Raw genomic sequence first — 11,773 nt, 5'->3', positions numbered from 1 at the left:
GCGCGGCGGCGGCGCCGTCTCGGGACCGGCGATCCCGGGATGCGGCGGCGTGCCGCCGGCGCGCCGCCCGATCGCGGCCGCGGCCGCCCAGACATCCTCGAGGCTCGCGCCGATCAGGCCGAGATGGTCGAGCGTCGGCGCGAGCGGCGCGAGGCCCCCGACATGCAGCGCGCCATGCGTCGCCTTCAGCGCATAGGCGCCGCAATAGCCCGCGGGACGGATCGTGGAGCCGTGCGTCTGCGTGCCGAGGCCGAGGCAGGCCATGCCGGCGCCGACCGACGCCGCGGAGCCGGAGGAGGATCCGCCCGGCGTCCGCGCGGTGTCGTAAGGGTTGCGCGTCGGTCCCGAATTGCCGCAGGCGAATTCCGTCGTCACCGTCTTGCCGAGCACGATCGCGCCCGCCTGGCGCAGCGCCAGCACGGACGCGGCGTCGCGCCGCGCGTGCCAGCCGCGGAAGATCGGGTTGTTCATCTGCGTCGGCAGGTCCGCCGTCTCGATCATGTCCTTCACGACGAAGGGCATGCCGTCCACGGCGGAGAGCGGCCGCCCTTCGCGCCAGCGCAGCGTCGCGCGGTCCGCCGCGGCGCGCGCTGCATCGAGGTCGTGGACGACGAAGGCGGCGATGGCGGGCTCGTCGCGCAGGATGGTCTCGATCCGGGCCTCGAGGAAGGCGCGGGGCGTCGAGGCGCCGCTGCGGAAGGCGGACGCCTGCGGTGCATAGGGCCGCAGCAAGGGCCGTCGCGGATCGTAGGCGAGGCGGCGCTGCGGGGCGGCGGGGGACAGCGGCTCGACGGGGAGGACGTCCACGCGGCGGCTCCGTGGCGTGCTGCGATGACGCATGGCACGGCAGGCTGCCCACTTTGTCAACAACATTGCGTCGCCCCTGTGCCCCATGCGCGGATGCACCTGGGCGGAGCGCCTTGACAGGGCGCCGCCGCAGCCACGACGCTGCGCCCTCGTCAACAATCGGGATCGCCGAGATGCGCCGCGCAGCCCGCCATGCACCCCGTGCCCTCGCGCTCCTGCTCGGCGCCACGCTCGCCGCCGCGGCATCCGCCCAGCCAGCGCCGAACCTGCGCATCGCGGTCGAGGCGGACATCACCTCGCTCGATCCGCATTTCCACAACCTGGCACCCAACAAGGCTGTCGCCGCGCATTTCTTCGAGCCGCTGATCCTGCAGGACGAGCAGCAGCGCCTCGTCCCCGGTCTCGCCACCTCGTGGCGGGCGATCGACGAGCGCACCTGGGAGTTCCGCCTGCGCCAGGGCGTGACCTGGCATGACGGATCGCCCTTCACCGCCGAGGACGTCGCCTTCACCATCGCCCGCGCGCCGGCGGTGCCGAACAGCCCCTCCTCCTTCGGCCTCTACATCCGCCAGATCGCCGAGACGCAGGTGGTGGACGCGCACACCATCCGCTTCCGCACCTCGACGCCCTTCCCGCTGATGCCGACCTACATGAGCACCTTCGGCATCGTGTCGAAGCGCCACGGCGAGGGTGCGACGACCGCCGACTACAACAGCGGCCGCGTCATGGTCGGCACCGGCCCCTACCGCTTCGTCTCCTGGACCCAGGGCGACCGCCTGGTGATGGAGCGCAGCCAGACGCATTGGGACGGCGTGCAGCCCTGGGGCCAGGTCACCACCCGCTTCATGCGCAGCCCGGCCTCCCGCGTCGCCGCGCTGCTGTCGGGGGACGTGGACATCATCGATGCGCTGCCGACCGGCGACATCGCGCGCGTCGAGCGCGATCCCCGCACCGCAGTCAGCCGCGCGCTGTCGAACCGCAACATGTACGTCTTCGTGGACCACCTGGAGCGATCCTCGCCGCATGTGACGGACGCGCAGGGCCGGCCGCTGGCGCAGAACCCGTTCCGCGACCTTCGCGTCCGCCAGGCGGTGAACATCGCGGTGAACCGCGAGGCGATCGTGACGCGCGTGATGGACGGCGCGGCGGAGGCGACGGGCCAGCTCATGCCGCGCAACTGGTTCGGCTGGACGCCGACGCTGCCGCCGCCCGCCTACGACCCCGAGGGCGCGCGCCGGCTGCTGGCCGAGGCGGGCTTCCCGAACGGCTTCAACCTGACCATCCACTGCTCCAACAACCGCTACGTCAACGACGAGCGGATCTGCCAGGCGCTCGGCCAGATGCTGACGCGCGTCGGCATCCGGACGCAGGTGCAGGCGCTGCCCTTCGCGACCTGGATCGCCGCGGCCAGCCGGCAAGACTACAGCATGCTGTTCGGCGGCTGGGGCATCGACACGGCGGAAGCGTCATCGCCGCTCGGCTCGCTGCTCGCGACCTTCGACCGCGCGACGGGGCAGGGCGCTTCCAACCGCTCCCGCTACTCGAACCCGGAGGTGGACCGGCTGGTCGCGCAGGGCCTCGCCACCATGGATGACGAGCAGCGGCGCCAGATCTTCATCCGCGCGACCGAGATCGCGATGCGTGACGTCGGGCTCGTGCCCATGCACCACCAGATCAACCTCTGGGGCCACCGCCGCGGCCTGGTGCATGCCGCGCGCGCCGACGAGTGGACGCTGGCGATGAGCGTGCGGCCGGGGAACTGACGCTTCGGCGTCAGTCGCCTGCCGCGACGCCCGGCCAGGGCACCACCGTCTCGCCGGGGGCGAAGACCTCGTCCATCGCCTCGAGCTCGCGCCGCGCCGTCTGCACGTGGCGGCGCATCAGCAGCTCGGCGAACTCCCCGTCGCGCTCGCGCAGCGCCTGCACGATGCGGCGGTGATCGTCGAAGGCGCGCAGCGCATGGCCCGCGCGGTGGCTGGTGCGGTGCCGGAAGAGCCGCACCAGCGAATAGTAGTCGTGGCACAGCAGCCGTTCGAGCCGCCGGGACTTCGACGCGGCGGCGAGGGCGAAGTGGAAGTCCGGCACGCCGCGCTCCTGCGGATAGGCCTCGTCCGCACGCAGCACAGCCGCCCGCATGTGCTCATCGAGCAGCGCCTCGAGGGCCGCGAGTTCCGCCTCGCTGGCGCGCGCGGCGGCGAGGCGGCAGGCAAGCCCTTCGAGATTGGCACGGATCTCGTAGATCTCGGCGAGGTCGGCGCGGGTCAGCGTGACGACGCGTGCGCCGGCATGCGCCGTGCGCACGACGAGTCCGCGGCCCTCGAGCTGGCGCAGCGCCTCGCGCAGCGGGCCGCGGCTGACGCCGAAGCGCGCGGCGAGCGCCTCCTCGCCCAGCCGGCTGCCGGGCGGCAATTCGCCGGAGACGATGGCGCGCTCGACGAGTTCGAAGATCCGGTCGGCATGCGTCTGGGCCTGTGGCGTATCGGCGGGGCGTGTCACCGTCATGGTGTTCTCCATACGCCGGGCGGGCGCGATATCCAAAAGGCTTTCGACACGGCGTGGTGTCGACAATCCAGCATGGCCCCGGCGTCGCAGCCGCCCCGGTGGGCGCCGCCCGGGATTTCGGTCGATGGAGATTATCCGGCTTGACCGGCCCTGTGCTGGTCGGCTGTGCTGCTGATCGTTGACAATCGCGCGGCCAAGACTCGCGCGGGGAGGAACGGGATGCCTGGCTTCGCCGAGCGCATCGGGATCGATTTCGGCGCGCGCCTGCCCATCGAGGCTGCCATCGCCCGCGCCGCCCGCTCTGGCGTCCGCGTCGCGGATATCCGCCTCGGCGACACCGGGAACGAGTTCGCCACCTTCGACGATGCGCGTGTCGGCACGGTGCGTCGCGCCGCGGATGCGGCAGGACTGCAGGTCGGCCTCCACACGCTGTCGGCCGTCAACATGGGCGAGACCGCGCCCTTCCTGCGCGAGGCGGTGGACGACTACCTGACGAGCTACATCGACATCGCCGCCCGGCTGAATGCCGGCTGGATCGTGATGCATGGCGGCTTCCACTTCACTGGCGACTATGCGCGCCGCATGGCGACGGCGATCGAACGGCTGCAGCGCCTTGGCGAGCTTGCCCAGCGCCGCGGCGTCCGCCTGCTGCTCGAGAACATGAATCCCGAGCCCATGGACGCCGAGGTCCGCTACCTGGCCTGCGACATCGAGGAGACGCGGCACTATTTCGACCGCCTCGACCCGGCCGCCTACGGCTGGTCCTTCACCGTCAACCACGCCCACATGCTGCCCTGCGGCATCGCCGGCTTCTTCGCCGCCTTCGGCCCGGCGCGGCTCGAGGAGGTGCGCCTCGCCGACAACCGCGGCGGCAAGGAGGAGCATCTGCGGCCCGGCGAGGGGAACGTGGATTTCGAGGCGACCTTCGCGCTCATCGAAGCCTCCGGCTATCGGGGCCACTACATGCTCGCCTGGGAAGGCGTCGAGGAGATGATCGAGGACCGGGCGCTGCTCGCCGCCCGCGCCGAGCGCATCCTGGCCGCGGCCTGAGGGAGAAGCGCCATGGCCAAGAAGGTCATCATCATGGTGCGGGTGAACGAGTACATGCCGCGCCACCCGAACCCGCACGTCCCCTTCACGCCGGCCGAGATCGCCGAGACCTCGGCGGAATGCGAGGCGGCGGGCGCCGCCATCATCCACTTCCACGCCCGCAAGCCGGACGGCGCGCCGTCGCACGACGCCGAGGACTACCTCGAGATCGTCGAGCGCATCCGCGCCCGGTCGAACCTGCTGATCGACTCGACGCTCGGCCAGAACACCATCCATGGCGACGAGAAGCGCGCGGCGCACATCGTGAGGATGGGCGAGAGCAAGGTGCGCGCCGACCTCGCCGCGGTGGATGTCGGCAGCACCAACCTCGACGTCTACGACGCGCAGGCGAAGCGCTTCCGCACGACGAACAAGACCTACGTCAACACGACGGAAACCTGCATCTACTTGGCCGAGCGGATGCGCGAGGCCGGCGTGAAGCCGCACCTCACCTGCTGGACCATCCCCTTCCTGCGCGCCGCCGATGCGCTGATGGACAGCGGCGTCTTCCAGCAGCCGGCCTATGTGCAGTTCGCCTTCTGCGAGGGCGGGATCCTGGGCGGCCATCCCTGCACCATCGACGGCGCGCAGGCCTTCCTGCGCTGCCTGCCGAAGGACAAGCGCATCGAGTGGACGGTGACCTGCAAGGAAGGGAACCTGCTGCCCGCCGCGGCGGTGGCGCTGGAGAATGGCGGGCACCTCTCGCCCGGCATCGGCGACTATCCCTATCCCGAGCTCGGCTATCCGACCAACGCGAAGCTGGTTGAGTTCTTCGCCAATCTCGCCCGCGCCTGGGGCCGCGACGTCGCGTCGCCCGACGAGGCCCGCGAGATGCTTGGCCTGCCGCAGCGCGCGACGCAGGCGGCGTAGGGAACCGGACAGATGCAGAAGCTCATCATCAACGTCCGGCTCAACGAGTGGGAGATGCGCGGGCCCAACCCGAACATCCCCTATTCGCCGGAGGAGATCGCCGAGGACGCGCTGGCCTGCGCGGCCGCCGGCGCCAACATCGTCCACGTCCATGCGCGCGGCCCGAACGGCGAGAAGAGCCACAGCCCGGAGCTCTATGCCGAGATCACGCGCCGCATCCGCGCCAAGAGCGACATCCTGATCCACACCACCCTCGGCAACGTCTACCTCGAGGGCGACGCCGCGGACCGCGTGAAGCATGTCGAGGCGGCGATGCCCGACATCGCGACGATCGACATCGGCAGCACCAACATGGACCGCTTCGACCGCGCGGCGGGGCGCTTCGAGACGACGAAGCAGGTCTACGAGAACAGCATCGAGAGCTGCACCTACTTCGCCCGCGTGATGAAGGAGCTCGGCGTGAAGCCGAGCGTGGGGATCTGGAACGTCTCCTTCATGCGCACCACGGCGATCTTCATGGAGATGGGCCTGCTGGAGAAGCCGGCGCTCGCCAAGATTCCGCTCTGCGGCGGCGACCTCGTCGCAGGCCACGCCGCGACGCCGGAGGGGCTGGAAGCCTTCTTCCACGCCATGCCGTCGCTCGACGAGCTGTTCTGGTGCGTCTGCACCAAGTACGCGAACATCTTCCCCTGCGCGGCGGTCGCGATCGCGCGTGGCGGCCATGTCGCGCCCGGCCTCGGCGACTACCACTATGCCGAGCTCGGCTGCCCCACCAACGCCGAACTGGTTCGCCGCATCGTCGCCATGGCGCGCGACATGGGCCGCGAGGTCGCGACCCCGGCCGAGGCGCGACGGATGCTGCGGATCCCTGCGCGCGCCGAAGCCGCGCGCGCCTGACGACGCCATGCAGGATCGCAAGCGATGCAAGATCGGGAGAGACGGATGACCGAGAGCCTGACGCGCCGCGCCGCCCTGGCCGGTTCCCTGGCCGTGCTGGCGGCGCCCGCCATGGTCGCGGCGCAGGCCCCATGGCCGACGCGCCCGATCAACATGGTCAACCCCTTCGCGCCCGGCGGCTATACGGACCGCCTGGCGCGCGCCTACGCGCCCTTCATGGAGCGCGTGCTCGGCCGGCCGATCGTGCAGGTCTCGCGCCCGGGGGCCAACGGCGTCCTCGGCCACACCTACTTCCTGCAGCAGCCCGATGACGGCCACACAGTCCTCGTCTCCGCGCTGGCGCCCTTCGTGATCATCAATGGCATGTTCCAGGGCGCGCGCTACCGGCCGGAGGATTTCGACATCCTCAACACCCCGGCGCGCGACTTCACCCTGATGGCGACCTCGGCGAACAACCAGACGCTGACCGACATTCAGGTGGTCGCCACGCGGCTGCGCGCCGACCCGCGCGCGCTGTCCTTCGGCGTGCAGGCGGCCTCCGCCGACTTCGTCAACCTGGCACTCTGGCTGCAGGCGATCGGCGTGGAGCGCAGCCGCGTGCGCATCGTCACCTATGACGGCGGAGGGCCGGTGCGCAACGCGACGGCGGGCGGCGTGGTGGATATCGGCCTGGTCGGCGGCGAGGGCTTCCTCCCGATCCGGCAGATGATCCGCCCCCTGCTGGTCTTCGAGGCGCAGCGACGCGACGCCTATGCCGCGCCGACCTTCCGCGAGGCCTTCAATGTGCAGGAGTTCGTCGCCGGATCGCAGCGCGGCTTCGCCGTCCATGCGACGCTGCGGCAGAAGCACCCCGACCGCTACGAGAGGCTGCTCGCTGCGGTGAAGGCGGTGTCCGACGATCCCGCCGCCGTCGAGGCGCTGGCCAGGCAGGAACTCGAGACGACCTGGTACGGGCCGGAGGAATCCAACGCGTCCTTCCGCCGCGTGCGCGCCGTGATGGAAACCCACGCAGCGCTCCTGCGGCCGGCCTGACGGGACCAACGGCATGCTGCGGATCGGCGGGCGCGACTACCGGGTCCAATGGGGGCACGTCGCCTTCCTCGGCTTCATCGCGCTCGCCATCGGCTGGTACCTGCTCGATGCGCGCTCCGTCTCGACCAGCCCGCAGAACCTGATGTTCATCCAGCCCGTCGCGCTGTTCGGCCTCGGGCTGGTGCTCTTCATCCTGCCGCAATGCCTGCGCCCCGCGCGTCACCCCGCGCAAGTGCCCGTCGAGGCGGATCCGGCGGATGAGGAGGACGAGCCGGGCGGACGCGTGCGCGTCATCGCGGTCACCGCCGCACTCGGCGTCTATGCGGTGGCGATCCCCTGGCTCGGCTTCGACATCGCGACCTGGCTCTTCATCCTCGCGACCATGGCGATCTGCGGCGAGCGGCGACCGCTGCACCTGCTGGCCTATCCGGCGATCACCGCCTTCCTGCTGGTCTGGGGCTTCACGCTGATCGTGCCGTTCCCCATGCCGAACACCCTGCTCTAGGGTCGCGGCCGCGTGGACCTGCTGATCGACATCCCGGCCTTCCTCCGGGCGCTCAACATCCTGGCGACCTCGGCCGGGTCGTGGGGCTGGATCATCCCCGGCCTGATCATCGGCCTGGTCTTCGGCGCCATGCCGGGCATGTCGGTGACCATGGCGATGGCCGTGTGCATGCCCTTCTCGCTGCACATGGACTTCCTCTCGGGCGTCGTCTTCCTGACATCCGTCTACACGGGCGCGGGGTTCGGCGGCTCCGTACCGGCGATCCTGCTCAAGATCCCGGGCACCACCTCCTCCGTCGCCACGACCTTCGACGGCTACCCGATGGCCCAGCGCGGCCTGCACAACGAGGCGCTGGGCTACGCGCTCTTCGCCTCCACGCTCTGCGGCATCTTCGGCTATGTCGTGCTGCTGTTCGTGGTGAAGCCGATGGCCGACATCGTGCTGAAGGTCGGCCCGCTCGAGATGTTCGTGATCGGCATCTGGGGGCTGCTGCTGCTCGGCTCGCTCGGCGGCAACTATGTCTCGCGTGGGCTGCTCGCGGTCGCCTTCGGCATCCTGCTCGGCACGGTGGGCATGAATACCGCCGGCTTCATCCGTGGCACCATGGGCATGCCGGAGCTGCTCGACGGCATCTCCACCGTCCCCGCGATGCTCGGCCTGCTCGCCGCAAGCCAACTGCTCGGCATGGCGGCCCGCGACTACGTGATCCGCGGCAAGGAGATGCGCCGGATCAGCCTGCGCCGCATCCTCGACGGCTGCGTCGGCACCTTCCGCTACACAGGCCTGATGCTGCGCGGTTCCGTTATCGGCATCATCATCGGCGCGCTGCCCGGCGTCGGGTCTTCGATCGCCAACCTGCTCGCCTACGCCGACGCCAAGCGCACGGCGAAGGACCCGGAGGAGTTCGGCCGCGGCAATCCGGCCGGCGTGGTCGCCTCGGAATCCGCGGTCGCGAGCGGCGAGGGGGGCTCGATGGCGACCATGCTCGCCCTCGGCATCCCGGGCGGCGGCGCCACCGCGATCCTGCTCGCCGCCTTCATGATGCACAACATCGTGCCGGGCCCGTCCTTCATCGACCAGCAGAAGGACATGGCCTACGCGATCATCCTCAACAACATCGTGCAGGGCATCGCGCTGCTCTTCGTCGGCGTCGCCTTCATCTATGCGGCGAGCACGGTGGTGCGGGTGCGCACGCGCTACATGCTGCCGGCCATCCTGGCGGTCTGCTGCCTCGGCACCTATTCGGTGGATGGCTCGATGGCCGGTCCCCTCACGCTCTTCGTCTTCGCGATCATCGGCTACCTGATGGTGCGCTTCGACTACCCGGTGGCGGCCGCGGTGGTGGGCCTGGTGCTAGGGCGGCTGCTGGAGACGGAGTTCCTGCGCTCCATGCAGGTCAGCGGCGGCGACCTCTCCTACGTGTTCGAGCGGCCGGCCGCGATCGCGATCTTCGCGTTGATGGTGCTCTCGCTCGCCGCGACGGCCTGGAGCAAGCGGCGGACGCGGCTCGTGCTCGAAGAGGGCCGCGCCTGACGCCGCGCCGCTACTCCCGCAGCGTGTTCGCCACCCAGCCCGCCGTCGCGAAGAGCCGCTCATCCTCGTGCCGCTGCGACACGAGTTGCACGCCGAGCGGCATCCCGCCGGGCCCGCTCCCGAAGGGCAGCGTCAGGCAGGGCGTGTAGAGCATCGTCCAGAGCGAGTTGAAGGTCGCGTTGCCGGTCTCCGACAGGCCCTTGGGCGCCTCGCCCGCCGCCGGCAGCGTCAGCACGGCGTCGAGGCCGGACAGCGCATCCTCGGCCCAGGCGCGCATCGCCTCGGCGCTGCGCTGCGCAGCGACATAGGCCTCAAGCGGCGTCGCCTCGCCGTCGCGGATCCGTCCCTCGCCGAGATCCTTGCTCAGCATGTCGCGGTGGCGGTGGCGCTCATGGCCGAAGTTTCGTGCCGATTCGAAATTCGCGATGCGCCGGTGCACCGAGAGCCAGTCGCCGAACAGCGCCGGCGGAAGCTCCAGCTCCGTCACCCGGGCGCCTGCGGCGGCGAGCCGACGTGCCGCATCCTCCAGCGCCGACTGCGCCGCGGCGCTCGCCTGGTTCCATTGCGGCGTGCGGCAAAGCGCGATCCGCGGCGCCGTCGGCGCAGCGGACACCGGCTGGTAGGGCAGCCGCAGCATTACGGCGCGCAGCCGCTGGACGTCCTCGAGGCTGCGCGCGCAGAACCCGAGCGTGTCGAGCGAGCCTGATTGCTGGAACACGCCGACGCGGCTGATCTCGCCGAAGCTCGGCTTGTAGCCCCAGATGCCGCAGAAGGCGGCCGGGCGGATCATCGAGCCGCTGGTCTGCGTCCCGATCGCGAGCGGCACTTGGTGGTCCGCGACGGCCGCCGCCGAGCCGGAGGAGGAGCCGCCGGGCGTCCGCTCCGGATCCATCGGATGCCGCGTCGGGCCCGGGTGCCGATTGGCGAATTCGGTCGTCACCGTCTTGCCGAGGATCACGCCGCCCGCCGCCCGGATCGCGGCCGCGCAGGCGGAGTCCGCATAGGGACGCCGCCCCGCCCAGATCGGCGAGTTGCACTGCGTCGGCATGTCGTAGGTGTCGATGATGTCCTTCAGCCCGACCGGCACGCCGTGCAGCGGCCCGCGACGAGCGCTGCGATCGGCCGCGCGGGCCTGCGCCAGCGCGAGGTCGGGATCGAGGAACGCCCAGGCCTGCACCGCGGCGTCGCGTGCGACGATGCGGTCGAGGCAGGCGCGCACCAGCGCCTCGGCGCTCAGGCGTCCGGCGGCGATGGCCTCCGCCGCCTCGCTTGCCGTCAGGGTCGCGGGATCCTGCAGGGTTGCCGACATGGTTGTGTCCCCCCTCAGCCGGCCAGCACGCGTTCGGCCCAGGCCGCGACGTCGAGCAGCATCGCATCCTCGTGCCGTCGCGCGACCAGCTGCACGCCGATCGGCATGCCATTCGGGCCACGCGTGAAGGGCAGCGTGACGCAGGGCACCGACATGTTCGTCCAGAGATAGTTGAAGATCGGCTGCCCGGTGTGGGCGAGGCCTGGCGGCGCCTCGTCCGGCGCGCTCGGCGTCAGCAGCGCGTGCAGCCCGCTCTCGGCCATGATCGCATCCATCCGCGCCCGGCAGGCATGGCCGAGGCGAAGCGCCGCGCGGAATTCGGCGAGTGTCGCGGCCTCGCCGACCGAGGCGCGCTCGGCACGGAAATCGGCGCTGACCAGATGGCCCGATCGCTCCAGCTCATCGGCATAGTTCCGCACTGATTCGAAGCCGCAGACGATGCGGTGCGCCTCCCGCAGCCCGGCGAATTCGGCCGGCAGTTCGAGTTCGCTCACCTGCGCGCCGGCGGCGGCGAAGGCGCGCGCGGCGTCGGCGATGGCGGCCTGCGTCGCGGGCGAGGCCTGGTCCCAATGCGCCGTCCGCACGATCGCGATGCGCGGCGCGTCGACGGGCCGCGGCGCCGCGTGGGGGATCTCCATGATGGCGGCGCGCAGCAACGCGACATCCTCCACCGCGCGTGCCATCAACCCGACGGTGTCATAGGCCTCGGTGTTGGTGCGCACGCCGGAATTGCCGAAATGCTGGAGGCTCGGCTTGAAGCCGACCACGCCGCAATAGGCAGCCGGCCGCAGCACCGATCCGCCGGTCTGCGTGCCGAGCGCGAGCGGCACCTGGAAATCGGCCACCGCCGCGCCGGAGCCGGAGGAGGAGCCGCCCGGCGTCCGCGTCGGGTCGTGCGGGTTGCGCGTCGGTCCCGGGCGGCGGTTCGCGAACTCCGTCGTCACCGTCTTGCCGAGCAGGATGGCGCCGGCGGCGCGCGGCGCGGCCACCGTCGCGGCGTCGCGGCCGGGCATGTGCCCGACATAGATCGGCGAGCCGTAGCTGGCCGGCTGGTCGGCGGTGTCGATGATGTCCTTCACGCCGAAGGGAATGCCGTGCAGCAGCCCGCGCTCCGGCCCGGCATCGAGGGCCTTCGCCGCCGCGCGCGCCGCGGCCGCATCCAGATGCGACCAGGCCGCGACCGTGCCGTTGCGCGCGGCGATGCGCTCCAGGCAGGCCTCGACGAGGGC

At 71.1% G+C, this 11,773-nt stretch carries 11 protein-coding genes; 7 read left to right on the top strand and 4 right to left on the bottom strand.

Annotation, left to right across the window (positions count from 1 at the left end):
- Positions 1 to 807: amidase family protein (locus L2I40_RS10660; RefSeq protein WP_237214887.1), on the bottom strand; the 807-nt coding region annotated here is incomplete at its 3' end.
- A gap of 173 nt (positions 808 to 980) precedes the next feature.
- Here L2I40_RS10660 and L2I40_RS10655 point away from each other — a divergent pair.
- Positions 981 to 2,570: an ABC transporter substrate-binding protein gene (locus L2I40_RS10655; protein ID WP_237214886.1), complete on the top strand. Its 1,590-nt coding sequence runs from the start codon at positions 981 to 983 to the stop codon at positions 2,568 to 2,570.
- A gap of 10 nt (positions 2,571 to 2,580) precedes the next feature.
- Here L2I40_RS10655 and L2I40_RS10650 read toward each other — a convergent pair whose 3' ends face one another.
- Positions 2,581 to 3,309, bottom strand: a complete 729-nt coding sequence (locus tag L2I40_RS10650) for a GntR family transcriptional regulator (RefSeq protein ID WP_237214885.1) — start codon at positions 3,307 to 3,309, stop codon at positions 2,581 to 2,583.
- Between the two features lie 219 nt (positions 3,310 to 3,528).
- On the opposite strand from L2I40_RS10650, the gene L2I40_RS10645 reads away from it, so the two are divergent.
- From L2I40_RS10645 to L2I40_RS10620, 6 genes are read left to right on the top strand one after another with little or no spacing between them, the layout of a single operon-like run.
- Complete coding sequence (locus L2I40_RS10645) at positions 3,529 to 4,359, top strand: sugar phosphate isomerase/epimerase family protein (protein ID WP_237214884.1); 831 nt, start codon at positions 3,529 to 3,531, stop codon at positions 4,357 to 4,359.
- A gap of 12 nt (positions 4,360 to 4,371) precedes the next feature.
- Entirely contained in the window at positions 4,372 to 5,268 is an 897-nt protein-coding gene (locus L2I40_RS10640) for a BKACE family enzyme (RefSeq protein ID WP_237214883.1), read from the top strand.
- Positions 5,269 to 5,280: 12 nt separating this feature from the next.
- On the top strand, positions 5,281 to 6,165 hold the full coding sequence (locus L2I40_RS10635; protein WP_237214882.1) for a BKACE family enzyme: 885 nt from the start codon (positions 5,281 to 5,283) through the stop codon (positions 6,163 to 6,165).
- 45 nt (positions 6,166 to 6,210) lie between these two features.
- Positions 6,211 to 7,197 (top strand): Bug family tripartite tricarboxylate transporter substrate binding protein, encoded by a 987-nt coding sequence (locus L2I40_RS10630; protein WP_237214881.1) that lies wholly within the window; start codon positions 6,211 to 6,213, stop codon positions 7,195 to 7,197.
- Positions 7,198 to 7,210: 13 nt separating this feature from the next.
- Complete coding sequence (locus tag L2I40_RS10625) at positions 7,211 to 7,702, top strand: tripartite tricarboxylate transporter TctB family protein (RefSeq protein ID WP_237214880.1); 492 nt, start codon at positions 7,211 to 7,213, stop codon at positions 7,700 to 7,702.
- 12 nt (positions 7,703 to 7,714) lie between these two features.
- A complete protein-coding gene (locus L2I40_RS10620) occupies positions 7,715 to 9,235 on the top strand; it encodes a tripartite tricarboxylate transporter permease (RefSeq protein WP_237214879.1) in 1,521 nt (506 codons plus the stop codon).
- Positions 9,236 to 9,245: 10 nt separating this feature from the next.
- Here the strand turns inward: L2I40_RS10620 and L2I40_RS10615 are convergent, their stop codons facing one another.
- The gene (locus tag L2I40_RS10615) at positions 9,246 to 10,544 is read right to left on the bottom strand and encodes an amidase (protein WP_237214878.1); all 1,299 of its coding nucleotides are present in this window, start codon (positions 10,542 to 10,544) and stop codon (positions 9,246 to 9,248) included.
- A gap of 14 nt (positions 10,545 to 10,558) precedes the next feature.
- A partial coding sequence (locus tag L2I40_RS10610) for an amidase (RefSeq protein WP_237214877.1) occupies positions 10,559 to 11,773 on the bottom strand: 1,215 nt, incomplete at its 5' end.

It is taken from the genome of Falsiroseomonas oryziterrae, assembly GCF_021864505.1.
GTDB lineage: Bacteria > Pseudomonadota > Alphaproteobacteria > Acetobacterales > Acetobacteraceae > Falsiroseomonas > Falsiroseomonas oryziterrae.
The sequence above is the reverse complement of the archived record's forward strand: the minus strand, read 5'-3'. Positions and strand labels throughout refer to the sequence as shown.